General features: G+C 46.9%; 22 protein-coding genes. 14 read left to right on the top strand and 8 right to left on the bottom strand.

All coding sequences use genetic code 11. The features are described from left to right. Positions 1-6: 6 nt before the first annotated feature. Together DN062_RS07920 and DN062_RS07915 are read right to left on the bottom strand one after the other, a co-directional pair. Entirely contained in the window at positions 7-894 is an 888-nt protein-coding gene (locus DN062_RS07920) for a ribose-phosphate pyrophosphokinase (RefSeq protein ID WP_112158780.1), read from the bottom strand. Continuing rightward, entirely contained in the window at positions 891-2438 is a 1548-nt protein-coding gene (locus DN062_RS07915) for a thymidine phosphorylase family protein (protein WP_112158779.1), read from the bottom strand. Before DN062_RS07915 ends, DN062_RS07920 begins: the two co-directional genes overlap by 4 nt. 230 nt (positions 2439-2668) lie before the next feature. Here DN062_RS07915 and purU point away from each other — a divergent pair, with 230 nt between their 5' ends. From purU to DN062_RS07895, 4 genes are all read left to right on the top strand, one after another. Further along, the gene (gene purU, locus DN062_RS07910) at positions 2669-3523 is read left to right on the top strand and encodes a formyltetrahydrofolate deformylase (protein WP_112158778.1); all 855 of its coding nucleotides are present in this window, start codon (positions 2669-2671) and stop codon (positions 3521-3523) included. A gap of 138 nt (positions 3524-3661) precedes the next feature. Next, the gene (locus DN062_RS07905) at positions 3662-4075 is read left to right on the top strand and encodes a CBS domain-containing protein (RefSeq protein WP_112158777.1); all 414 of its coding nucleotides are present in this window, start codon (positions 3662-3664) and stop codon (positions 4073-4075) included. A 28-nt stretch (positions 4076-4103) separates the two neighbouring features. Beyond that, entirely contained in the window at positions 4104-4964 is an 861-nt protein-coding gene (locus DN062_RS07900; RefSeq protein ID WP_112158776.1) for a DnaT-like ssDNA-binding domain-containing protein, read from the top strand. Further along, positions 4882-5682, top strand: coding sequence for a replication protein P (locus tag DN062_RS07895; RefSeq protein ID WP_239995736.1), 801 nt, complete (start codon positions 4882-4884; stop codon positions 5680-5682). Before DN062_RS07900 ends, DN062_RS07895 begins: the two co-directional genes overlap by 83 nt. Before the next feature lie 92 nt (positions 5683-5774). Here the strand turns inward: DN062_RS07895 and DN062_RS07890 are convergent, their stop codons facing one another. The 5 genes from DN062_RS07890 to DN062_RS07870 form a co-directional block, all read right to left on the bottom strand. Further along, complete coding sequence (locus tag DN062_RS07890) at positions 5775-6815, bottom strand: DUF3549 family protein (RefSeq protein ID WP_112158774.1); 1041 nt, start codon at positions 6813-6815, stop codon at positions 5775-5777. 1 nt (position 6816) lies between these two features. Further along, on the bottom strand, positions 6817-8166 hold the full coding sequence (locus DN062_RS07885; protein WP_112158773.1) for a class II 3-deoxy-7-phosphoheptulonate synthase: 1350 nt from the start codon (positions 8164-8166) through the stop codon (positions 6817-6819). A gap of 65 nt (positions 8167-8231) precedes the next feature. After that, positions 8232-9146: a LysR family transcriptional regulator gene (locus DN062_RS07880; protein ID WP_112158772.1), complete on the bottom strand. Its 915-nt coding sequence runs from the start codon at positions 9144-9146 to the stop codon at positions 8232-8234. Between the two features lie 113 nt (positions 9147-9259). Continuing rightward, on the bottom strand, positions 9260-10171 hold the full coding sequence (gene argF / locus DN062_RS07875; protein ID WP_112158771.1) for an ornithine carbamoyltransferase: 912 nt from the start codon (positions 10169-10171) through the stop codon (positions 9260-9262). Between the two features lie 64 nt (positions 10172-10235). Then, the gene (locus tag DN062_RS07870) at positions 10236-11429 is read right to left on the bottom strand and encodes an aspartate aminotransferase family protein (RefSeq protein ID WP_112158770.1); all 1194 of its coding nucleotides are present in this window, start codon (positions 11427-11429) and stop codon (positions 10236-10238) included. A 273-nt stretch (positions 11430-11702) separates the two neighbouring features. Here DN062_RS07870 and grxD point away from each other — a divergent pair, with 273 nt between their 5' ends. Beyond that, a complete protein-coding gene (gene grxD / locus DN062_RS07865; protein ID WP_112158769.1) occupies positions 11703-12047 on the top strand; it encodes a Grx4 family monothiol glutaredoxin in 345 nt (114 codons plus the stop codon). A gap of 57 nt (positions 12048-12104) precedes the next feature. Here grxD and rnt read toward each other — a convergent pair whose 3' ends face one another. Continuing rightward, positions 12105-12722: a ribonuclease T gene (gene rnt / locus DN062_RS07860; protein ID WP_112158816.1), complete on the bottom strand. Its 618-nt coding sequence runs from the start codon at positions 12720-12722 to the stop codon at positions 12105-12107. A gap of 162 nt (positions 12723-12884) precedes the next feature. On the opposite strand from rnt, the gene DN062_RS07855 reads away from it, so the two are divergent. From DN062_RS07855 to DN062_RS07815, 9 genes are all read left to right on the top strand, one after another. Continuing rightward, positions 12885-13739, top strand: coding sequence for a flagellar protein MotY (locus DN062_RS07855; RefSeq protein ID WP_112158768.1), 855 nt, complete (start codon positions 12885-12887; stop codon positions 13737-13739). Between the two features lie 107 nt (positions 13740-13846). Next, positions 13847-15070: an argininosuccinate synthase gene (locus tag DN062_RS07850; RefSeq protein WP_112158815.1), complete on the top strand. Its 1224-nt coding sequence runs from the start codon at positions 13847-13849 to the stop codon at positions 15068-15070. A gap of 142 nt (positions 15071-15212) precedes the next feature. After that, positions 15213-16250 carry a hydroxymethylglutaryl-CoA reductase gene (locus DN062_RS07845; RefSeq protein WP_112158767.1) on the top strand — a complete coding sequence of 346 codons (1038 nt, stop codon included), beginning with the start codon at positions 15213-15215 and terminating at the stop codon, positions 16248-16250. Beyond that, positions 16247-17278, top strand: coding sequence for a type 2 isopentenyl-diphosphate Delta-isomerase (gene fni, locus DN062_RS07840; protein ID WP_112158766.1), 1032 nt, complete (start codon positions 16247-16249; stop codon positions 17276-17278). The genes DN062_RS07845 and fni overlap by 4 nt, the downstream gene beginning before the upstream one ends. Positions 17279-17293: 15 nt before the next feature. After that, entirely contained in the window at positions 17294-18460 is a 1167-nt protein-coding gene (locus DN062_RS07835) for a hydroxymethylglutaryl-CoA synthase (RefSeq protein WP_112158765.1), read from the top strand. Between the two features lie 25 nt (positions 18461-18485). Further along, complete coding sequence (locus DN062_RS07830) at positions 18486-19478, top strand: mevalonate kinase family protein (RefSeq protein WP_112158764.1); 993 nt, start codon at positions 18486-18488, stop codon at positions 19476-19478. After that, positions 19450-20412: a mevalonate kinase family protein gene (locus DN062_RS07825; protein ID WP_239995734.1), complete on the top strand. Its 963-nt coding sequence runs from the start codon at positions 19450-19452 to the stop codon at positions 20410-20412. The genes DN062_RS07830 and DN062_RS07825 overlap by 29 nt, the downstream gene beginning before the upstream one ends. 9 nt (positions 20413-20421) lie before the next feature. Continuing rightward, entirely contained in the window at positions 20422-21420 is a 999-nt protein-coding gene (gene mvaD / locus DN062_RS07820) for a diphosphomevalonate decarboxylase (protein WP_164498073.1), read from the top strand. 2 nt (positions 21421-21422) lie between these two features. Continuing rightward, entirely contained in the window at positions 21423-23759 is a 2337-nt protein-coding gene (locus tag DN062_RS07815; RefSeq protein WP_112158762.1) for a DNA polymerase II, read from the top strand. Positions 23760-23808 lie beyond the last annotated feature (49 nt).

Here is a 23808-nt window from a genome sequence, read left to right as displayed (position 1 = left end):
CCTGTTTTAAAGTGATTGTTGCATTATGCGTATCGCCTTTGATAAAGCGCTTGCCGTTTCAATACGATTGCTGATATGGGGAATGCAATCAGTGGTGATAACATCCGCTTTACTAGAAAGCAGTTCATAGGCATTTCCTGCAAAGATGCCATGAACACCAATTGCGGTTGCTCTTTTCATGTTCGCCGACTCAAGATGCTCTAGAGTACGCAGTATTGTGCGCCCACTGGAAATAATATCATCCACAAGAACTGGGGTGTGCTCAAGGTAGGCACTTAACTCAGGTGTTGAAATATTGACTTGGTAATCCCCTAAACGTTCCTTTTCTAAAATTTGGAAGGGAGCTTGGGCCATTTCTGCGACCTGAGACACCCACTGCTCACTTTCTGAATCTGGACCAATGATGACAGGTTGACTGATGTGCTTGTTGATCCAGCGAGCAATAAGAGGCGCGGCTGGGACAACCTGAGTGTTGATTGAGTATATATCAGATAGTGAATGATAACGATGCAGGTGCGGATCAATTGTAATTAAGCCATCAAACGCCTGAGATAGAAGCTTGGCAAAGGGTTTTGAGCTAACACATTCACCTTCGTGAAAGCGCTTATCTTGACGCATATAGGCTAAATAAGGAGTGACTAGAATGAGCTGGCGTGCACCGAGCTCCTTTAGAGTATCGGCTAAAAATAAGAGTTTAAGAGTTTTTTCGTCGGGGTGAAAAAGATTGCAAAAAATGATACAGGAATGATCAATACAGCGATCATGCACTCTTAAATAGCTTTCTCCATCAGGAAAGTGCCGCATTTCGAGGGAGCCTGCTTCTGCCTGTAAAGCATGGGTAATCTGAGCGGCTAGCGCAGCATCCGATTCTAGGTTAAAAACAAGTGTCTTCATTGTATTTCTTCTTTTTGGGTGTCTGATTGGGGCGATAATTGGATAATATCTGGATGGTTTAGCAGATAATCGACAGCATAATTGAGTTCGCCAATGCTATCTGCATGTAAAGTTAATAACAGATCGTTCGGTTGCACAGTCTGGCCCAGTTTAGCGTGGAGTTCTACTCCTGCCGCTGCATCGGCAGGTGCCCCAGCTAGTTTTGCAATTTTAGACAATTGGCGATTATCAATAGCGGATACGACGCCAGTCTCGTGAGCGATCAGTGCATAACGATAACAAGCCACTGGTGGTATTTTCATTCCCCCTTGTGCATTGCAAATGGCCATGAATTTATTCCATGCAGCCCCTGTTTCTATGGTTTCTAGGGCCTTTATCTTTCCTTCACCTTGAGATAAGGGTTGAATCATTTCCAGCATGGCACCTGCAATATCTGCGGCACGTTGTTTGAGGTCTTCAGGGGCGCTGGGCTGGTTTTGTAAAACGGCAAGTATGTCGTACGCCTCTAGCGCCGGGCCAATGCCTCTACCCACGGGTTGGCTGCCATCTGTAAATAGGATTTTGAGTGTTAAATTGAGTTTTTCAGCAACGGCTTTAAAGCTATTGGCCAGTTTATCCGCAGCCACTTGACTGCGGACTTTTGCTGTCGGGCCCACCGGGATATCAATCAACACATGGGTTGCACCTGCAGCAATTTTTTTAGATAAAACCGAAGCAATGAGCTGTCCTTCACTGTCAATATCCAAAGCACGTTCTACCTGAATGAGGACATCATCAGCGGGACTCAGTTTGACAGAGCCTCCCCAAGCAAGGCAGCCGCCCACTCGCTTAACAACCTCCCGCATCTCTTCAATCGAAAGGCTGACCTCGGTTAGGGTTTCCATTGTATCTGCCGTCCCCGCAGGCGAGGTGATCGCGCGTGACGATGTTTTAGGGATGGTTACTCCACAAGCGGTGAGGATGGAGATAACAATCGGAGTGGTGCGGTTTCCGGGTAGCCCTCCGACACAGTGTTTGTCTAAAACGATAGGTAACTGCCAATCAAGTCGGCTTCCTGAGTTCACCATAGCTTGTGTTAAATAAGTGATCTCGTCATCGTCTAAGTGATCATCGCCGCAGGCCGTAATGAACGCGGCTAGGTGAACATCGCTGTAATAGCCTTCAGCAATATCGTTGATGATGCTTTCAAACTGTTGAAGGTCGAGCTTATGGCCATAGACCTTAGCTCTCACATGTGATATGGATTGAATCGGTTTTGGGTGTGATAACCAGATAGGGCCTCCGCTCTCTATTTGCAGGTGTTTCCACGCGGATTCTGAAAAACCGACCTCATTCTCATTGAGTAGATTTGAGGTAATCATATTGAGAGACGCAACAATTGATTGGCTACCCGAGCTGGTCACTAGAACTCTTGGTAGACTATCAAATCCTTCAGAGCGACACACGGGGCTGTCTTTTCGAAGATAAATTGTTGGCTCGTGATGAGTATCAATACCTAACCGGCGAGCGGCTAAGGGAGCCATGCGTTCGGGGGCATGCGTCATAAACAGAATCCTTTATAGGTATGCATCATGTGATTGCATGACCAACTATTTTTATTTCGTCATATTAAATCAGACGATTTTGATTCTAAGTAAAGCGAATATTTGATTGATGTTCAATCCTATTTCATTCATTGAAAAGGAAAACACTTCTCAGGTAGGGGAATCAAGTGTTAGTAGACTGGGGGAGTTCCTGTTAAAATCAGCGTTTTGTTTAGCAGATAGGGTATATCATGGATCGCCGTTATCGCCTTGTATTGTCATGTCCCGATCGTGTGGGCATTGTATCAATGGTCAGTAATTTTATATCCAGCCATGGCGGCTCAATTGCCGATGCTAACCAGCATACGGATCCCGGCTGCAATTACTTTTTTATGCGTGTTGAAATCTCTGCAGCGACCTTGCCTTTCTCTTTAGACGCATTGAAAGAAGCCTTTAGACCGATTGCTCAGTCGTTTAACATGGAGTGGGATATTACGGATTCCGCTAAGCCAAAACGAGTGGTGCTAATGGCCAGCAGAGAGTCCCATTGTTTGGCTGATTTGTTGTACCGTTTTCACAGTGAAGAACTGTTTTGTGAAATTCCTTGTGTCATTTCAAATCATGATAAGCTGCGCAGCATGGTAGAGTGGCATGGAATTCCCTACCATCATGTGCCCGTGGACCCAGCTGATAAGCAGCCGCATTTTGATAAAATTGAACAGCTCATCGCTGAATACCAAGCGGATGTTGTGGTGTTAGCACGTTACATGCAAATACTGCCCCCGGCACTTTGTGAGCACTTTCCGCATCGCATTATCAATATTCATCACAGCTTCTTGCCTTCCTTTGCGGGAGCTAAGCCATATCACCAAGCACATGAGCGAGGTGTTAAATTAATTGGTGCAACCTGCCATTACGTGACAGAGGATCTGGATGCCGGGCCGATTATTGACCAAGATGTGACGCGTATTTCCCATAGGGATCATCCTGAAGACATGGTTAGACTGGGCCGTGATGTAGAGAAGTCAGTATTGGCAAGAGGCTTGCGGTGGCATCTTGAGGATCGAGTGTTGGTTCATGGCAATAAAACGGTTGTATTTGCTTAAGTCTTCAAGGACTTAACCTAATTCGTTGTACGAATTTATTGTGTCTGAACCTCTCATTCATAAAAAATACGCTACACTTAATGTGAGATGGAGATGAGTGACAATCTCTATTAAGTTTAGCGTTTGGAGGAATCAGACATGTTAAGATCTGTCAAAGCTCAAGATTATATGGCCACTAAGCTCGTGACCTTCCGCCCCGAAACTGATTTGTTCGATGCCATCAGTGCACTCCGGGAATACAAGCTTTCTGCATTTCCAGTGATTGATGCGGATGGAGGACTCGTAGGTATTTTGTCTGAAGTGGATTGTTTACGTGCGATTTTAAGTCAAACCTATCATGAGGAGGAGATGGGTAGTGGCGGACATATTTCTGACTATATGTCTATGCAGGTTGATACGGTTCCGCATGATGCGGATATTATTGCCGTCTCAGATATTTTTATTGCAAAAGGACGTCGTTGTTTGCCTGTTGTCAAAAGTGGAAAACTGGTCGGGATGATTTCGCGCAGTGATGTTTTAAGAGCGGTTGAAGACTTTGCAAAGGATGGCTAATTACCCCTGTACAATAGTTGAGTCCAGTATGAGTGACTTTTTTCCAGAAAAACCGATTTTGTTTTATCCCTCGTTAGCGAAACGCTTTGGTGCTGATGAGGCCATTTTGCTTTCATTGTTGAGGGACTCGTTACTGGTGAATGGTTTGCCAGACGGCAAAGGCTACACGGAAGTCATGTTTTCGAATCGCCAGTGGCATGACTTGGCGAGCTTTTGGGAAGCGGATTACCTCACGCAAATTGCAGAAAGCTTGAGTCGGCAAGGTGTACTGGTGTTATCTTTCGGTGCAGCAGGTACGATTAGAGTAAAGGCTAAGATGGGGTCTAGTTCAACCGTTCAGCCGCAGCAGGTGAGTGTTCATGCCGCTCCTCCTGTTGCCTCGGCTAATACAGACAATACCTTACCTGTATACGATCACTTGCCGCCTAGAGCCAGGCCCGAAGCGCCTAAGGTTTCACGCGGACCTGCGCCGACGTTTGGCGGGACCAATGGCTGGCGCCGACAAAAAGATGAGTTAGAGGCCATTTTTGAACAGCACGAAGAGCGCAATCAACGGATGGTGCCCATGTCAATGCATTGGAAGCCTTCGGCGGCATTTCACGAGTTTTTAGCTCGCCATTCGATTCCTAGTGAATTTGCACAGACGTGTTTGGATGAGTTTGTGTTGTATTGGTTGGCCAAGGATAATAAACGTGAAACCAACTGGGATCAAAAATTCTTAGCATGGGTTAAGCGCGAATGGGTTAAGCAGCAGTCTCAAGAGGCTCGTGACAAGCGTTCAGATCAATTATTGACAGGTAGTGTGAATGAAAACCCCCGACGAGATACTCGCGAAAGCCGAAAACGGGTTACCGCGGCCATCATGGACATCAAGGACACCGACTGGTAGTCAAGATACAGTCTCTGAAACGAAAGAGTCTGAGTTAATTTCGGTTAAAACTAAGTCGCATGTGAATATGATTTTTGCTCGTTTTATGGCAATTTATGGTCATAAATTCAAAAGTTGCTTTGAGACAGAGCACGAGATACGTTTAGCTAAGAGAGAGTGGGCGTTAAGTCTAGGGAGCTATAGCGAGTCTGAGCTAGTAGCGGCTGTCAATCGCTGTAAAGAAACGCTTGCTTGGATGCCATCTATTTCTGAGTTCCTGAATATACTGCGAAGTTTGCAGGGCGATTTTGGTTTGCCTTCAACCTATAAAGCCTATACTGAAGCTTGCTTTCATGCTCACGAGCCAAGTGTTTATGATTGGAGTCACCCTGCGGTGTACTTTGCAGGCCAAGAAGTGGGCTGGTTTCGTTTAAGAACAGAAGAAGAAGGACAGGTGTATCCTGCATTCCAGCTTGCCTATGAGCAACTGTGTCGACGTGTTCGTCAGGGTGAATCGCTTCACAAACCTGTACACAAGGGGATCGAAGACAAGCGGGATACAACAACGGCTCTTCTTATCGCTGAGTTTGCGCAGGAGCAAGATGTATCACCGGAGTTAGCGGCAACACTGTTATTTTATCTAACAAAGCCGAAAGGCTCACGTGTGCGTGAGCGTTTTCGAGAGCAGTCAATTGCTAAGGTTCAATCCTTAGGATTGAACCTTGATTTACCTGTCTGATACAGCGCTCGATAGGGCGCTAACGGCATTCCAGTAGCCTAAGAGCCATTCGGATTTTTCTGCACTGAACCAGTGTCAAGTCCGGCCGCCTGCTAGTGAGAGGCTGAGCGTTGCTGCCCAAGCATTGCACCTATCGCTTGTCTCAGAGCGTCGGATTGTTCATTATGTCTAAAGGCTTTTAGGATTAATGCACGCATTTCCGGTAAAAACATTAAGTCAGACAGTATGCGAGTAAACGCTTGCTGTCCGGCTTCGCAAATGGCAAGTTTTTCCAAAAAAACCTGTAAAATCTCTGGCTGATACAGGCTGGTCAGATTTCGAGTCGCGATGGCAAGCAAAACTTCAGTTTTGATTGCGTATGGGCTGGATAGTACCTTTACAATCAGCTCATCACGAGGTTGTGTGAGTGTTGTGTTTGAAATAGCTCTGACCAATGCTGCAATCAAGTCGACTGAGCTGCTCTCTTGTTCGAGTAATCCACTTAAGTGTCGACTCAAAGCGCCGAGGAGTGTATAGCTAGGTTGACTATGCTCCAGCAAGCGTGAGATGGATTGCATTAGGGGCGGCGGCAGCTTGTCGAAATTCGTACAGAGGCACAGCTCATTGGTGCCCTGATCTAATCGCACAATGAAATCAGCAATCCCTTGTAACCCTAAATTTTCCCAGTACTCATGCGGGCGTTGAACTGATAGGTACTGCTGGACATCTTCATAGTACTGGGAAGCGGGTTGTCCTAAAATCAAGGCTGCCTGTGCATGGAAAATCGCCATTTTCTCTGCATCAGGTGTAAAGGAGAAGGGATTGTCCTTCAGTGCATCCTCTTTATTGATATCGGGCATGAGCGCATTCTGCAGGAGGCGGTTCACGATATCATCGCGGGCGGCCTGCACTAAAAAACCTTGTTCATCTAATGGAAACTTTAAAAACCAGATGAGATTTTCATCTTTCTTTTTGGGATTCCACATCAGCATGCCTATCCACGCGTGATGGAGAAATGGCATGGGGTAGGGCACTAAATTTTGCTCAACCTTAGTAAACAAATCTATTGATAGCTTACTGACACGGCGGCCCATATCAAAAAGACGTAAACGATTGTCTTCATGGCTGAGAAGAGAGCTAAGCAGCTTTTCCATATCAACCTCGCGCGTGCTTCAAGGTATCGGCAATCAGAAACGCGAGTTCTAGCGACTGATCCGCATTTAGTCTTGGGTCGCAGTGCGTATGATAACGGTCAGCAAGGCCTTCTTCTGTAATTTGAAAAGCACCACCGATGCACTCAGTGACATTGTCACCTGTCATTTCAAAGTGAACCCCGCCTGCGTAAGTCCCTTCAGCTTGGTGCACTTCAAAGAAGCCTTTCATTTCGGTCAAAATGGCATCGACACTGCGTGTTTTGTAGCCATTGGAGGCTTTGATTATGTTGCCGTGCATTGGGTCGGAGCTCCAGACCACTGGATGACCTGAGGACTTAACGGCCCGAACCAAAGGAGGTAAAAGTTCTTTGATGGCATTAGCCCCCATGCGAGCAATCAGCGTAATGCGACCCGGTATTCGCTTAGGATTTAACGTGTCGAGCAAGGTTAGTAAGCTGTCGATTTGGGTGCTTGGACCAATTTTGATGCCAACAGGGTTGTGAACACCTTTTAAAAACTCAACATGGGCATGATCGGTTTGACGGGTACGATCACCTATCCAGAGCATGTGGGCAGAGCAGTCATACCATTGCCCCGTGAGGCTGTCTTGGCGGGTCAGTGCTTCTTCATAGTTTAGCAGTAAGGCTTCATGTGAGGTGTATAGAGAGGTCTCATGCAGCTGAGGTGTGTTTTGTGCATTGATGCCGCAGGCTTCCATGAAGGCCAGCGTTTGTGTGATTTGATCGGCAAGGTGTTGATACTTTTCCCCTTGAGGGCTTTTCTCAACAAAGCCTTGGTTCCAACGATGCACCTGATGGAGATCGGCGTAACCACCTGTGGCGAACGCACGCAATAAATTGAGCGTCGATGCCGATTGATGGTAGGCAGCAATCATGCGTTGGGGATCAGGTTCGCGAGCGGCTGCCGTGAATTCGATATCGTTGATGATATCGCCACGATAGCTGGGTAGTTCGATGCCATTAATGATTTCAGTGCCTGCCGATCTAGGTTTTGCAAATTGACCTGCAATACGGCCAATTTTGACAACAGGACAGCTGCCTGCAAAGGTCAGTACCACCGCCATTTGCAATAAGACTTGAAAGGTATTTCGAATTTTATTGGCATTAAACTCCAAAAAGCTTTCAGCGCAATCTCCACCTTGCAATAGAAAGGCTTTGCCTTGCGCAACCTCGCCAAGGGATTGTGTCAGTGAGCGAATTTCTCCAGCAAACACCAAGGGCGGCAGTTGGCCCAGCTGGGTTTCAGTTAACTCAAGGCTTGACTGATTTGTGTAGACAGGCTGTTGTGCGATAGGCTTAGTTCGCCAGCTTTTTGGGCTCCAATGTTCCATAAATACTCTTATCAGATGGCTTGTAAAAGCCTAGAGTTTACGGTTTTAGCGCTAATAAACAAGGTTTAAGCTGTTTTTATCCCAGGTAAATTCCGGAAGGTAATGTCTCTGGCGGTATTCAGGAAATCCTGCATAAACTCAGCTTGCACTTGCTCTTCACGAATGGCGGCATAGAGTGTGCACCATAGGCCTTTTTCACCTAAGGGCTTAGCCGTGACTAAATTGCGCTGCAGGTATTCTTCAACGGCCCAATTTGGAAGGGCTGAAACGCCGCGGCCGCTGGCCACGAGTTGCATGATCATGACGGTTAATTCGGATGTCCGTGTATGATTCGGTTCAATGCCAGCCGGATCAAGGAAACGAGTGAATACATCCAGTCGCGCTTGATCAACAGGATAGGTGATGAGTGTTTCAGGCTTAATATCGCTAGGTTGAATAAACCTGTGATGAGTAAGAGGGTGTTTAGTATTCATTACGAGGACAGACTCGTAACTAAAGAGGGGGACGTACTCAATGCCTGTTTTGGGTTCTGGATCGGAGGTGATAACTAAGTCCAGATCTCCACGTGCAAGAGCGGGTAAGGGTAAAAAGCTAAATCCTGTTGATAAATCCATTTCGACTTCAGGCCAATTGTGACGAAAGTGGTCAATCGTTGGCATTAACCAGTCAAAGCAGCTGTGGCATTCAATGCAAATATTCAGCCTTCCTGTTTCTCCGCCTGCAAGTCGAGCAATATCTCTCTCGGCATTTCGAATCATAGGCAGTAGCTCGTCAGCTAATGCAAGTAGACGTTTTCCTGCACTGGTAAAGCAAATCGGTTTGGTTTTTCGGATAAATAAGGAACAGTTAAGGCGGTCTTCGAGGTCTTTGATTTGGTGAGAAAGTGCTGATTGAGTTAGGTGTATACGATCAGCCGCTTCGACTAGGCTACCCGCATCACGAAGTGCGGCCAGTGTTTTCAGATGACGAAATTCTACCATGCCAGACTCCGGCGAATGAATGAAAGCTGTACACCGAATAGAGAAGGTATTAGCTTGCTCTATTCGGACAAAGTATAGCGATAGATCCCTTCAAGCTCTAGCATCTAAATCAATCAGATGAGGTCCTTTAACAAAAACTCAATAAGAGCTTTCTGAGCATGCAGTCTATTCTCTGCTTCAGGAAACGCGACGCAACGCTTATCATCCATCATGTCGGCGCTCACTTCTTCACCGCGGTGAGCTGGCAGACAATGCATAAAAAGAGCCTCTTTATTCGCAAGATCCATCAGCTGAGGTGTAACCTGATAGCCTCTGAATTCACGGATACGTTCACGCTGCTCGCTTTCTTGACCCATTGAAGCCCAAACATCGGTTACAACTAAGTCTGCTCTGTCAACCGCCTCTTCAGGGGCTTCCAGCAGAGTAATGCGATCAGCATTTTGTGCAACTAAATCAGCATTCGGTTCAAAGCCCTCGGGGCAGGCAATGTTGAGTTTAAAGTCAAATTGGCGTGATGCGTTGATATATGAGTTGCACATATTGTTACCATCACCGACCCAAGCAACTGTTTTGCCTTGTATGCTGCCACGGTGCTCATGGAACGTTTGCATGTCTGCAAGCAATTGGCACGGATGGAAGTCATCTGTTAAGGCGTTTATTACGGGTACCGACGAGTATTCAGCGAACGTTTGCACCAGCGCATGGCTGAAGGTTCGAATCATCACTATGTCAACCATGGATGAAATCACACGCGCGCTGTCTTCTACAGGTTCGCCTCGTCCTAATTGGGTGTCACGAGGCGATAAGAACATCGCATGACCACCAAAGTGAGCCATGCCAGTTTCAAAGGATACACGGGTGCGTGTAGATGCCTTTTCAAAAATCATTGCCATAACACGGTTTTTGAAAGGCTCATAAATCACGCCTTCGTTACGCATTTGTTTTAATTCAATCGCCCGAAGAATCAGCTGATTAAGCTCGGCAGGCGTTAAATCAAGTAAGGTGAGAAAATGTCTTTTACTCATAAATTAAGCCGGCAGCGTAGCTGCCGGTTCCAGAGGTCAGTTTTTATCAGAGGGTTTCTGAAAATTAGGCGTCAGCCTCATCACCCGCATAAATGCGAATGAGTTTAGAAACCGTATGGATCATGAGGTCGGCCTCGTTCTGGCTCATGATCAAAGGCGGCAGTAAACGAACAACTCGTCCGCCACCTGTTATGTTTAGCAGGATTCCTTTCACTTTGGCAAGTACGGCTAACTCAGTACCTGCGTCCGTTAGCTCAATGCCTATCATTAGGCCTTTGCCGCGTATTTCTTTTACATAAGGTGCATCTGCAAGTTGGATATGAAAGCCATCGAGTATGTACTGCCCGAGTGACGCTGCATGCTCACAGAGTTTATCTTCTACAATGGTATTCACGACAGCAAGAGCGGTTGCACATGCAAGTGGGCTACCGCCATAGGTGGTTCCATGATTACCAGGACCAAACACTTCAGCCGCTGCACCGCGTGCTAGGCAGGCCCCGATAGGGAAGCCATTGCCCAATCCTTTAGCCGTCGTGACGACATCTGGCATGATTGACGTATGTTGGTAAGCAAAATACTTACCCGTACGCCCATTGCCTGTTTGTACTTCATCTAGCATCAGAAGCCAATCATTTTCGTCGCATATGGTACGAAGTTGCTCTAAATACTCGTTTGAAGGAACGTGAATGCCCCCTTCACCTTGAATCGGCTCAACCAAAATAGCGACAACATCGTTATTGTTTGAAGCAATTTGGCGAATCGCGTCGAGGTTGTTAAAGGGGGCGCGCACAAACCCACTCACTAAAGGCTCAAACCCAGCTTGAATGGCGCGGTTACCCGTTGCGCTCAGAGTGGCCAGTGTGCGTCCATGAAACGAATTTTCCATAACGATGATCGCGGGCTTATCGACACCGCGGTTGTGTCCGTAACGGCGGGCAATTTTAATTGCTGCTTCGTTGGCTTCGGCACCCGAGTTTCCAAAAAAAACATTATCCATGCCGGATACAGAACTGAGCTTTGCAGCCAGTTCCTGCTGCAAAGGGATTGAATAAAGGTTCGAGCAGTGAATTAACTTTCCTGCTTGCTCAGATATAGCTTTCGTAACTGCAGGATGCGCGTGACCAAGCCCTGTGACGGCTATTCCGCATAGTGCGTCAAGGTATTTGTGGCCATCAGTGTCATAAATCCATGCTCCCTGACCATAATCAAAGGCTACTGACATGCGATTGTACGTATTCATAAGGGGTTGCATGGTCATCTCGTTTTTTCTCCCTACAACGCAAAAAGGCAGCCCTAGCTGCCAAAAGACATGTATTCTAGGGTGTGGACGATCATTTGGCAATTGCCTGAGAAAAAATCATATTTTGATGCTTGAATCTTGTAATTTTGACATCATAGTTAAAGAAGGAAGCAAGAGTATCTGATAGAATTACTCAAGAATTAAGTGAGCTTGGTTCAAGTTTGCTTTCGAGCATGGTCTCTTTGGATCGACCATGGTTACTCACAACCCCATAGTGTTATAGGTGCTTTAATGAGCGTAGTTGATGTTATCAAAGAGCAGATCGAGTCAAATTCTATCCTTTTATACATGAAAGGAACGCCTCGTTTTCCTCAGTGTGGGTTTTCATCCCGTGCAACTGAAGCCTTAATGGCTTGCGGAGAAAAATTCGCGTTTGTAAATATTCTTGAGCATCCTGATATTCGTAGTGAGTTACCAAAATATGCAAACTGGCCGACTTTTCCTCAGTTATGGATCAACGGTGAGTTAGTTGGTGGTTGCGACATTATTACGGAACTGGCCGCTACGGGTGAGTTAGCCGAAATGGTTAAGGCCGCTGCAGCCGCATCAGGTGCTTCCGAAAGCGCTGAGTCCTAAGCTGAATGAGTGTGGCTGACCTGTGAGTTAAAGGTCAGCCATACGGTTATCATCAGATTATCGAGTGTCTAGCACAAGATCCCAGCCGCCCATATCCTTCCAGCGATTCACAATCATGCAAAACAGCTCGGCTGTTTTTTCAGTATCGTAGACAGCAGAATGGGCTTTTTTGTTGTCGAAATCGATTCCAGCCACTTCACAGGCTTTAGCGAGTACGGTTTGACCGCAAGCAAGCCCTGCTAGAGTTGCAGTGTCGAATGTGGAGAAGGGGTGAAAAGGATTGCGTTTAAGCTGGCAGCGCTCAGCGGCCTTGAATAAAAAGTTGTGATCAAAGGTTGCATTGTGTCCAACCAATATGGCTCGCTTGCAGCCATTCGATTTCACCGCTTTTCGGATAGGCTTGAAGAGTGTTTCGAGAGCGTCGGCTTCATCAATAGCGTTACGAAAAGGTGACCAAGGATCAATGCCTGTAAAGGCTAGAGCTGCTTGTTCGATATTTGCACCTTCAAAAGGCACTACATTTGCGCTATAAGTACTGTCTATGTGCAAGTACCCCTGCTCGTCCATGATCAGAGTAACAGCCGCTATTTCCAGTAGCGCATCGGTTTGCGCGTTGAATCCAGCGGTTTCAACATCGATAACGACGGGTAGGTATCCGCGAAAGCGGTCCGCCATATTGGTTTTAACAGATGACTGTGCCAAAAAAAATCCTTAATCTATGCTTGTGTATTGAGTGTATTCTATCAGTCTGTGTTATTGAGCGAAACGTCATCTAAATAATCTATTGTCTTTGCCGATAAAGACTCAATCATATAGTGGAAAGGCAGTATTGGATTCATGAAGTGTTGGTACAGATTTTTCTTGCTTGTTTTGTTGATCTTGCCTGTTATCGTGCAAGCGGTCGCATTTCGGCCAACAATTGAAACAGCTGCCTGGGAAATTGATATGTCTCCATTTATGTGTCGGATGACTCAGCGTATTCCGTCTTTTGGTGAGGGTGTGTTTGAGCAGGAAGCCGGCGAAAATCTGGTGTTCAGATTGAACCCAAGCCAGCGCCAGCAGTTAACTGGCTCTGTGCGTCTAGTGGCCGAAATGCCCAGTTGGCAACCCGGGCGTCAGCCGCAAACCATCACTGAGTTGAATGTCAGCCAAGGGCAGGTTGTGGTTCAAGGTGATTCTGCTATCCGAATGCTGGCAGCGCTGCATAACGGCTTGTTTCCAACGTTCAGTGCACAGCAATGGTTTCAGACATCTGAACCTGTGACAGTGGGCATATCGTCAGTCAATTTTGCACCCGCCTATGATGACTATCTTGATTGCTTAACTCAGTTGTTGCCCGTTAATTATCGGCAGATTGCCAGAACCGCTGTTTTATTCCCACCTGATCAGTTTCGATTGTCCGATGCGACCACTGAACGATTGGATCAGATTATTCAATATGTCTTAACAGACTCGTCTGTCCAGCAAATTTTTATTGACGGCCATTCCGATAATGTTGGGCGCCGCTTGTTAAATCGTGATACGTCTCGACGCAGAGCCGAGGCGGTGACGGAATATCTGGTTGGCCGTGGAGTGCCAGAAGACATCATTATTATGCGTTATCATGGTGACCGCTATCCTGTTGTCGATAATGATACCGAAGCAAACCGCACGCGAAATCGCCGTGTGACAATCCGACTTGAGCGTGAATAGAGGCAGAAACGGAGTCTTTCTGTTACACTCTGGTAAATATGTTTTACGTCTTTCTTACAGCTGCTCACGGTGAGTGGCTGGTTTCAGTGATCTGGAGCACATTAAATATGTCCGATATTAAAAAGGTCGTTTTAGCCTATTCTGGCGGCCTGGATACATCTGTAATTGTTCGTTGGCTACAAGATACCTATGGCTGTGAGGTGGTGACCTTTACGGCTGATATAGGGCAGGGCGAAGAAGTTGAGCCAGCACGTGCAAAAGCTGAAGCCTTGGGTGTAAACGAAATTTACATCGAAGACCTGCGTGAAGAGTTTGTCCGTGACTACGTATTTCCAATGTTCCGTGCCAATACCATCTATGAAGGTGAGTATTTGCTTGGAACCTCAATCGCACGCCCATTGATTGCAAAGCGTCTGATTGAAATTGCGAACGAGACGGGCGCTGATGCGATTTCTCATGGTGCAACGGGTAAGGGTAACGATCAAGTACGCTTTGAGTTGGGAGCATATGCTCTAAAACCAGGTGTTAAAGTGATTGCACCATGGCGTGAGTGGGATCTAACCTCGCGTGAAAAACTCATGCAGTACTGCGAAGAGCGAAACATCCCAGTTGATTTCAGCAACAAGAAAAAGAAATCACCTTACTCAATGGATGCGAACCTTCTGCACATTTCCTATGAAGGTGGTGTGTTAGAGGAGCCTTGGGCTGAGGCGGAAGATGATATGTGGCGCTGGAGTGTTAGTCCTGAAGAAGCGCCAGATCAAGCGACCTATCTTGAGCTTACTTACGCTAAAGGTGATATCGTTGCGATTAATGGCGAAGCCATGAGCCCTGCAACAGTACTTGAAACCTTGAATAAGGTCGGTGGTGCGAACGGTGTTGGACGTTTAGATATCGTTGAAAACCGCTTTGTGGGTATGAAATCACGCGGATGTTATGAAACACCGGGTGGAACAATCATGCTGAAAGCGCATCGTGCGATAGAGTCGATTACCTTGGATCGCGAAGTGGCTCACCTCAAAGACGCGCTCATGCCGCGTTATGCTGAGATGATCTACAATGGTTTCTGGTGGTCAGAAGAGCGCAAAATGATGCAGCAGATGATCGATTACAGTCAGCGTCATGTGAACGGTGATGTTCGCATCAAGTTGTACAAAGGGGCTGTGTCAGTGGTTGGACGTCGCTCAGTTGATAGTCTTTTTGATGAAAGCATTGCTACGTTCGAGGACGATGCGGGATCTTACAATCAAAAAGATGCTGAAGGGTTTATCAAGTTGAACGCGCTGCGTATGCGTATTGCGGCGAGCAAAGGTAGAAACCTGCTAGATTAGTAACGTCAGTACTCAAATACACTGAAAAAGGGCCCATGACGGGTCCTTTTTGTTACAATGAATGCATCTTTAACCCTAAGTCGATGATTGCATAAGCCCGAAGGGGTCGCTAAAATTCGTCGTTTCTTTGACTCAGTAACCTATGAAATCTCACAAGCTACTTCAAGCCCCTATTCCTATGCGCTGGGTTGGCCCGCTTAAAATCACGGGTGAAACCTTAAATGAAAAGGTGAGTGTGCCGCTCGCAACCTACGAAGTTCCCTTATGGCATTCGGTGGGGCGTGGTGCAAGGGTTTCTATGCTCACTGAGGGTATTCGGACCAATGTCATCGATGAGCGAATGACACGCTCAGTTTTGCTCGAAGCAGAGGATGCATGGGCGGCTCATCAAGCCTTGGTGTCAATTAAGCAGCGCCAGCCAGAGTTGAATGCAGTGGTGGCCAAAAGCAGTCGTTTTGCTAAGCTTATCGATATGCATAGCCAAGTGGTCGGTAACTTGATGTATTTACGTCTAGAGTTCACCACGGGCGATGCCTCCGGTCACAATATGGTGACGAATGCGGCAGATAAGCTGATACCTTGGATTCTAACCGAGTACCCTCAGCTGCGTTACTCATCTATTTCAGCCAATTATTGCTCCGACAAAAAAGCGACAGCCGTAAACGGTATTCTTGGACGTGGGAAGTATGTCGTGAGTGAAATACTCATTCCACGGGATATCTGTGAGCGTCGTTTAAATACAACACCTGAGAAGGTTGTTGATTTAAACATTAAAAAGAATCTAATTGGTACTCTAATTGCTGGTGGTATTCGTAGTGCTAATGCACATTATGCCAATATGTTGCTGGCGTTTTATCTGGCAACTGGGCAAGACGCTGCCAATATCATTGAAGGATCGCAAGGCATTGTTCATGCTGAGGTCAGGCAGGGCGATTTATACTTCTCATGTACCTTGCCCAATGTCATCGTTGGCAGTGTTGGCAATGGTAAAGGGATCGATTTTGTTGAAGAAAACTTAACTCGGCTTGGCTGTAAGGCGGATCGACAGCCTGGAGAAAATGCTCGACGCTTAGCCGCAATCTGTGGTGCTGTTGTCTTGTGTGGTGAGTTGTCATTGTTATCAGCTCAAACCAATCCTGGTGAGTTGATGGAAGCGCATATTAAATTGGAGCGCTCATGAGCGATCAAACCAACGAGCGGAAAATCGAACATATTCGAGTGATTGAGCAAGATCCGGAGACGGATCGTCAAGGCGCTTATTTCGACCGAATTCGTTTGACACACCGTGCGTTGCCAGAAGTGTCTCTTGCTGAAATTGATCCCAGTGTGGAATTTTTAGGCAAACGACTTAGCTTCCCTTTGTTGATCTCGTCAATGACGGGGGGGGATCACGAGCTTGTTAGACACATTAATAAAAACCTCGCTCTTGCAGCAGAGTCTTGTCAGGTTGCAATGGGCGTTGGATCGCAGCGGGTGATGTTTTCATCTGAGGCCGCAAAAGAGAGCTTCTCACTTCGCCAGTTTGCACCTTCCGTTCCTTTGTTTGCGAATATAGGTGCGGTGCAGTTGAATTACGGCGTGGGTTATGAAGAAGTCCTGCGCGCTTTAGATGTTTTGCAAGCCGATGCGCTTTATTTGCATTTGAACCCCCTGCAAGAGGCTATTCAGCCTGAAGGGGATACGAATTTTTCTGGCCTTTCTGTTGCTATTCAATCACTACAGCAAAGTTTAGCACTGCCTATTATTTTAAAAGAAGTGGGCTCAGGATTATCGCCAGCCGATATTCGTTTAGGGTTAGCGGCGGGAGTTCGTTACTTTGATGTTGCTGGTAGTGGGGGGACATCTTGGAGTCGCATTGAGCACCATCGTCGTCAGTCCGACGTATCTGATTTAGGTTTGAAGTTCCAGGATTGGGGGGTGCCAACGCCTTTAGCGTTGAAATTGGCCGAGCCATTTTTGGATCAGGCCACATTGATTGCTAGCGGCGGTATAAGAGATGGGATTGATATGGCGAAATCTGTTATACTCGGCGCCTCGCTTTGCGGGGTGGCAGCTCCATTATTACAACCTGCCATGGAATCAGCGGATGCGGTCATAGCTGCAATCGAAAAACTGCGGCGTGAATTTGTTACGGCGATGTTTCTGCTCGGTACGTCAGATTTTTCAGCACTGTACAGGAACAAAGCGCTTATTGTTGAAGAGCGTTGAGGAACTTTAGCAGATATGTCAGTGGGTATAGACGAAATCAGTTTTTATACGTCCAATTTTTATCTTGATTTAAGGACGTTGGCTGCCAAGCAGCAAACTGACCCAGAGAAGTACTATACCGGTATCGGTCAAGAGAAGATGGCAATGGCAACGCACGATGAAGACATCGTGACGATGGCCGCAAACGCCGCTTTACCTTTGATCGAGCGTATAGGGACAAACGCTATTTCAACTCTATTGTTGGCCACAGAAACAGGTATTGACCAATCCAAGGCTGCCGGTATTTATGTGCACCGCTTATTAGGGTTGAATGCAAATTGTCGAGTGGTTGAATTGAAGCAGGCCTGTTACAGTGCAACGGCTGCATTGCAGATGGCTTGTGCCTTGGTTGCGCGTCAGCCATCCACTAAGGTGTTGGTGATCGCGTCGGATATCGCACGTTATGATCTTGATACGCCAGGCGAGGCGACGCAAGGCTGTGGTGCAGTTGCCATGTTGGTTAGCCATAATCCACGCATTATGGCGATTGATGCGGAAGTCGGTAATTACACCGATGACGTTATGGATTTTTGGCGGCCTAATTATCGTTCCACAGCCTTGGTTGATGGTAAGTACTCTACAAAAATATATTTAAAAGCATTGAAAAAAACCTGGGATAGTTTTTCTGAGGTCAGTCGAATTGGCTTCAATGATTTTAGTTATTTTTGTTACCACTTGCCGTTTAGTCGGATGGCACAAAAAGCGCATCAGCACTTAGCGAAATCAAATCAATCTGAGTTGTCGGCTGAAGGGATTGAGGCACAAATACAACCCACGCTTCGCTATAATCAAATTATTGGTAATAGTTATACAGCGTCGATTTACATTGGTTTGTGTTCGCTTCTGGATAACGTGAAAGAAAATCTGGCGGGTAAAAAAGTTGGATTTTTTAGTTATGGTTCCGGGTGCGTCGCTGAGTTTTTTAGTGGCTCTATCCAAGAAGGGTATCAGGCCTGCTTGCATACTGAGCGCCATATGAATATGTTGGCTCAACGCCAAGAGCTTAACTATGATGAGTATCTAGCCTTGTATCGTTATCCTGACCCTCGCCAAGGCGAGTCTGTTGAGATACCGAAAGCCACGTTAGGTCGCTTTCGCTTAGCCGCGATTCATCAACATAAGCGAGAATATGTCGTCTGTTAGGCGGCATATTTAAATACGTTAGTTCATGATGTCAGCATTGGCACCCGGTAAGTTAATTCTGAGTGGTGAGCACTCTGTTGTCTATGGGGCGCCTGCCGTTAGTCTGGCGCTTCGTCGCCATACCCGTGCCGAATTTGAGCCAAATGCCTCAGGTTTTCTGGAGGGGCACATATCCCATGCCTCTGCCGCATTTCCCCCTTTTCCAATCGCCGATTTAATTCAATTGAAGCATAGGCTTGATGCACGTTATCAGGCGTTTATAAAGGGGGATTTGTCGGTTCAGCAACTCCTCGATCATCCCTCGCAATTATTGCTTTATACACTTGCCGTATCAATTGGTTCTGATATTGAAAGAGCTTCTGGGACTTTGCATGTAACATCTGATTTATTGCTAGGGTCTGGTATGGGCTCATCAGCTTCTGTTATTGCGTGCTTATTGAGTTTGTTCGGCTCTCAGTCGTTAACTTTGACAGAGTTTGTTGAGCAGGTTCGATTTTGTGAGCGACTTCAGCATGGCCGCGGCAGTTTAATTGATGCAGCTAGTGTTTCTTACGGCGGGATTATTCGCTTGCAACAGCAAGAGGTGCTCCGCTGTGATCATTTGCGGTTACCGTCAGGGTGTTTTTGGATTTACACTGGCGCACCTTCGAGCAGTACGGGGGAGTGCGTTGAGCAGGTCCGTAAGTCATTTGCCCAATCGAGTATTTGGCAGGAGTTTGCAGGTGTCACTCATTCATTTATTGAAGCGCAACCTGACAAGATCCCTGCACTCATACAACAAAATCAGCGGTTATTAGAGCGTATCGGTGTTGTGCCCAGCGTTATTCAGTCATGGGTTCGGCGGATAGAACAAGCGGGTGGTGCTGCCAAAATTGCAGGTGCTGGTTGTATTCGTGGACCTCATGCGGGACTGTTGCTGGTTTGGTTGCCTGAAGGCACACCCAATCAATTAGACTTACCCGCTCACTATATTTGGGGAGAATTAGAGATTGAGTATCAAGGCGCCTATCCGTTCTGAGTTTCAGGATTTTCCTGTTTGTGTGTCGGCACCCGGTAGTTTAATGCTGATGGGTGAGCATGCGGTTCTTTATGGCCATCTTGCCTTGGCTTGTGCTGTGGATGTCTTTGTCTATATCGGTGTTCGTCTGCGTGATGATGAGCAGGTGACTATAGATTCTTCATTAGGTCAATATCAATCAACGCGCGATAGTTTAGCGGAAGATGCTCGATTAAGTTTTGTGTTAGCCTCGATCAAGGCATGGGATGCAGAACTTTACCAAGGCCTGGATATTAAAATACGGGCAGAATTTTCTCATCAAGTTGGGCTGGGTTCGTCTGCGGCGGTCACGGCGGCGATGATGGTGGCTCTGAATGAAATTACGGGCTCCCGGTTAGGGGTGGACACCCTGTTTAAGCGAGGGTTAGACGTTATTCATGCAGTTCAAGGTGGGCGCGGCTCAGGCACTGATTTAGCGGCGAGTTTAAAAGGCGGTATCGTGGCGTATCGTTATATGCCTTACTCCTTGGAAGGGATAAGTGGTCAGCCAGATATCGCTTTATTTTACTCTGGCTATAAAATGAAAACCCCGGACGTCATCCGCTTGATTGAGAAAAAGTGGCAGAGCCAGCCTGCTTTACTTAATTCACTCTATCAGTTGATGAATCAGACAACAGAACAGGCACGTTTAGCGATCCTTGAACAGGATTGGCCGAGGCTAGGCAGCTTGATGAACGTCTATCAGGGACTCATGGATGCGCTTGGTGTCAATGATCAGACTCTGTCGATGATGATCTATCAATTACGTATGCAGCCGGGTGTATTGGGGTGTAAAATTTCAGGTTCAGGTTTAGGCGACTGTGTGATTGCTTTAGGTCAGGCTCAGCAAAGCGTGGGTGAGCAAGCCTTTGCACTGAAAATATCGAATCAAGGCACAGAGGTTATTGGAGGCTAAAACGTAGCAATGATGACGCCACATGAAATAGTAAAACCTTGGTTAAACGCAGGCGTGAGTCCAGTTAAGTCTGAAGAGAAGTTTGCTCCCAGTAATATAGCTCTCTGCAAGTATTGGGGTAAGCGGGATAAGCTGCTCAACCTTCCTATCAATCCTTCCTTATCGGTATCTCTGGCTCATTTGGGAACCCATACGTGCTTAACACCTATCGACCATGACGAAGATGAGGTGTGGCTAAATGGTTTGTGTTTATCCGAGGATTCGGCATTTAGTAAGCGGGTATCACTTTTTTTGGATCTGTTTAGACAGTCTAAGCCAACTCACTTCAAAGTTGAAACACGTAACTCAATCCCAACGGCAGCAGGGTTAGCGTCTTCCGCTTCAGGCTTTGCTGCTTTAGCCCTGGCGGTGAATGACAGTTTTCAGCTACATCTTGATGCTCAGCAGTTATCTGTGTTGGCGCGTTTAGGGAGCGGCAGTGCGTGTCGTTCTTTGTTTGATGGATTTGTTGAGTGGCAGATGGGTGAGCGAGCTGATGGTTTAGATAGTTACGCCACTCCCTTGTCTGAAACTTGGTCAGGCTTGTGTATTGGTCTAGTTAAGGTTGATGCACGAGAGAAAGCAACAGACTCACGAAGTGGCATGCAACGCACGTTAGAGACAGCGCATTTGTATCAGAGTTGGCCGATACAGGCAGCAATGGATATTCAGGCGATTAAAGACGCCATAAGCGCGCATGACTTTGAAGGTCTCGGTGCTAAAGCGGAGCATAATGCCATGTCCATGCATGCGACAATGATGGCATCATGGCCACCCTTAGTCTATTGGCAGCCTGAATCTTTGATGGCCATGCAGACTGTTTGGAAGCTGCGAGCGCAAGGTTTGCCTGTGTATTTCACCATGGATGCAGGGCCTAATCTCAAATTATTGTTCGAGAGGGCGTCAGCCGATGATGTGCTCGCTCATTTTCCAGACATTGAAGTGATTCATCCCTTCGGTTTGATCTAAACGTGTTTCAGGGATTTCCGCTGACTCGCCAGCAACGTGATACTGAGCAAGGAATGCTGCTTGAGTATTGGCTGCAGAGCCATGAGGGTGCTCAAGTCGTGCGCGTGACTGGCGAACATGCGGTGTGTTTTGTCTTGCAAAGTCAGCAAGCGCAAGTGCAGCAGATTTTAGAGCCACTGACAGGCTGGTATGCGCGTCATTTGCCTTTAAAGGATCTATTGCAACGGCCTGTTTCAGCCTTGTATTTTTCCCATTTAAAAACCTACCGAGAGGCCTTGGAGCGTTTACAAGCTCAGCGTATCACCTTAATGGAAGAGGATATTCGTCCGGTTGATCGCTATTTGATGGAACGTTTTATTTTTTCAGGTGCTCAGGTGTGTAACACCCCGAAAGGGGTGCATTTGAAGGCTTGTGACTATCAACCTCAGTTTCGTATCTTATCCCTAGATATTGAAACGACGTTAACCGCCAATCGTATTTTATCCGTTGCTCTTCAAGGCTCAGGATTTGAAAAAGTGTTGATGGTAGGGCAAGCGCACACGCCTTCCTCAATCATCTATTGTCGTGATGAAAAGCAGCTTCTGCTTTCGTTAATGCAGCATATCCACCTATTTGATCCTGACATTATCATCGGTTGGAATGTTATTGGCTTTGACTTAAGCGTCCTCGATGCTCGGGCTCGAGCATTGGGTGTGTCGTTGCAGATTGGTCGGGATCAGCAAGCACTGCGCATAGAGCGTCGACAGCAGGGAAATCGTCACTATGTTCGCTTGAACGGTCGAGTGGTGTTAGATGGTATTGATACGCTCAAGGGCGCTACTTGGCACTTCGAACGCTATTCGCTGGAGTATGTGGCGCAGGCCTTGTTAGGGAGAGGAAAAGATATTGAGTCCGTGAATGATCGCGGGCAAGAGATTCAAAGGCTCTATGCTGAAGATCAAGAAGCACTGGCACGTTACAACTTAGAAGACTGTCGCTTAGTGACTGAAATATTTCAAAAAACGGGGCTGATTGAGTACTTAACCGAGCGGACGCGCTTAACGGGTTTGAGCCTTGATAAAGTGGGAGGATCGGCACAGGCCTTCGACAATCTATATTTGCCTTCTTTACATCGAGCCGGTTTTGTTGCGCCCGAATATGCGTCGGGTCAAAGAGGTGCAAAAGTCCCAGGTGGCTTTGTCATGGACTCAAAGCCAGGGTTGTACCGTCATGTGCTGGTGCTGGATTTTAAAAGCCTGTACCCGAGTATTATTCGAACATTTAAGATTGACCCTTTGGGACTTACAATGGGCGTGGCGGATAGCAACGAGCAAGATACTGACGATACGGTGCCCGGTTTTTTGGGAGCCGTCTTTTCAAAGGAACACTCTATTTTGCCGGGAATTATTGAGCGCTTATGGCAAGCACGGGATGCGGCAAAGCAGCAGGGCAATGCAGCGATGTCGCAGGCCATTAAAATTCAAATGAATGCGTGTTATGGGGTGTTGGGATCGGATGTCTGTCGTTTCTATGATCAGCGTCTCTCTGGATCAATCACGTTTAGAGGACACCAAATTCTCACCCAAACCGCGAGCTATATAGAGAAGACCTTTGGTTATGAGGTTATCTATGGCGATACGGATTCGGTGTTCGTCTGGCTGGGTGATGACGTGATGACTCAGGAGTGTGATGAAAAGGGCGCGGAGCTTGCCAAGTGCTTAAACACTTGGTGGCAGCAGCGAGTGCAGCAAGAGTTTGGTTTAACATCCACCTTAGAGTTGCAATATGAAACACACTTTGAGCGTTTCCTGATGCCGCGCATGCGTCATTCGGAAGAAGGAAGTAAAAAGCGCTACGCAGGTTTGAAGCGCCAAGGTGACGGTACAGCAGAACTGGTGTTTAAAGGGCTGGAACAAGTCAGAAGTGATTGGACATCCTTAGCTCGAGTCTTTCAGCATGAGCTTTTTCAGCGAGTATTTGAGGGGCAGCCTTGTCAGGCATTTGTCAGGGAGCGGGTAGTAGCGCTTTTAAACGGCGAGTTAGACGATGCATTGGTGTATCGCCGTCGCTTGCGTCGTCCTTTATCTCATTACCAGCGAAATATTCCCCCGCATGTTAAGGCGGCCCGGCAATTGAATCAGTATTATCGAGAAAAAGGCTGGCCAGAGCCGCTTCGACAAGGCGATACTGTGGCCTATGTTGTGACCCTCATTGGACCAGAAGCCGCAGAAATTTTTGAAGGTCGGCTGGACTATCAACATTACATCGAAAAGCAACTTCGTCCTGTAGCCGATAGTATTCTTCCTTTTGTGGGGGAGTCATTTGATGAAGTCATCCAGCCGCAAATTGCCTTATTTTGACAGTAGAATATAGTGACTTACCCTCTGGAAAGTCTAATGATTTAGTCTA

This window comes from Nitrincola tibetensis, from assembly GCF_003284585.1.
GTDB classification, from domain to species: Bacteria; Pseudomonadota; Gammaproteobacteria; order Pseudomonadales; family Balneatricaceae; genus Nitrincola; species Nitrincola tibetensis.
This window is presented reverse-complemented; position numbering and strand designations above follow the sequence as displayed.

Coding starts and splice junctions, on each gene's coding strand:
- DN062_RS07920 (WP_112158780.1), bottom strand. CDS start 894: ATGAAGACACTTGTTTTTAACCTAGAATCGGATGCTGCGCTAGCCGCT.
- DN062_RS07915 (WP_112158779.1), bottom strand. CDS start 2,438: ATGACGCATGCCCCCGAACGCATGGCTCCCTTAGCCGCTCGCCGGTTA.
- purU (WP_112158778.1), top strand. CDS start 2,669: ATGGATCGCCGTTATCGCCTTGTATTGTCATGTCCCGATCGTGTGGGC.
- DN062_RS07905 (WP_112158777.1), top strand. CDS start 3,662: ATGTTAAGATCTGTCAAAGCTCAAGATTATATGGCCACTAAGCTCGTG.
- DN062_RS07900 (WP_112158776.1), top strand. CDS start 4,104: ATGAGTGACTTTTTTCCAGAAAAACCGATTTTGTTTTATCCCTCGTTA.
- DN062_RS07895 (WP_239995736.1), top strand. CDS start 4,882: ATGAAAACCCCCGACGAGATACTCGCGAAAGCCGAAAACGGGTTACCG.
- DN062_RS07890 (WP_112158774.1), bottom strand. CDS start 6,815: ATGGAAAAGCTGCTTAGCTCTCTTCTCAGCCATGAAGACAATCGTTTA.
- DN062_RS07885 (WP_112158773.1), bottom strand. CDS start 8,166: ATGGAACATTGGAGCCCAAAAAGCTGGCGAACTAAGCCTATCGCACAA.
- DN062_RS07880 (WP_112158772.1), bottom strand. CDS start 9,146: ATGGTAGAATTTCGTCATCTGAAAACACTGGCCGCACTTCGTGATGCG.
- argF (WP_112158771.1), bottom strand. CDS start 10,171: ATGAGTAAAAGACATTTTCTCACCTTACTTGATTTAACGCCTGCCGAG.
- DN062_RS07870 (WP_112158770.1), bottom strand. CDS start 11,429: ATGACCATGCAACCCCTTATGAATACGTACAATCGCATGTCAGTAGCC.
- grxD (WP_112158769.1), top strand. CDS start 11,703: ATGAGCGTAGTTGATGTTATCAAAGAGCAGATCGAGTCAAATTCTATC.
- rnt (WP_112158816.1), bottom strand. CDS start 12,722: ATGGCGGACCGCTTTCGCGGATACCTACCCGTCGTTATCGATGTTGAA.
- DN062_RS07855 (WP_112158768.1), top strand. CDS start 12,885: ATGAAGTGTTGGTACAGATTTTTCTTGCTTGTTTTGTTGATCTTGCCT.
- DN062_RS07850 (WP_112158815.1), top strand. CDS start 13,847: ATGTCCGATATTAAAAAGGTCGTTTTAGCCTATTCTGGCGGCCTGGAT.
- DN062_RS07845 (WP_112158767.1), top strand. CDS start 15,213: ATGAAATCTCACAAGCTACTTCAAGCCCCTATTCCTATGCGCTGGGTT.
- fni (WP_112158766.1), top strand. CDS start 16,247: ATGAGCGATCAAACCAACGAGCGGAAAATCGAACATATTCGAGTGATT.
- DN062_RS07835 (WP_112158765.1), top strand. CDS start 17,294: ATGTCAGTGGGTATAGACGAAATCAGTTTTTATACGTCCAATTTTTAT.
- DN062_RS07830 (WP_112158764.1), top strand. CDS start 18,486: ATGATGTCAGCATTGGCACCCGGTAAGTTAATTCTGAGTGGTGAGCAC.
- mvaD (WP_164498073.1), top strand. CDS start 20,422: ATGATGACGCCACATGAAATAGTAAAACCTTGGTTAAACGCAGGCGTG.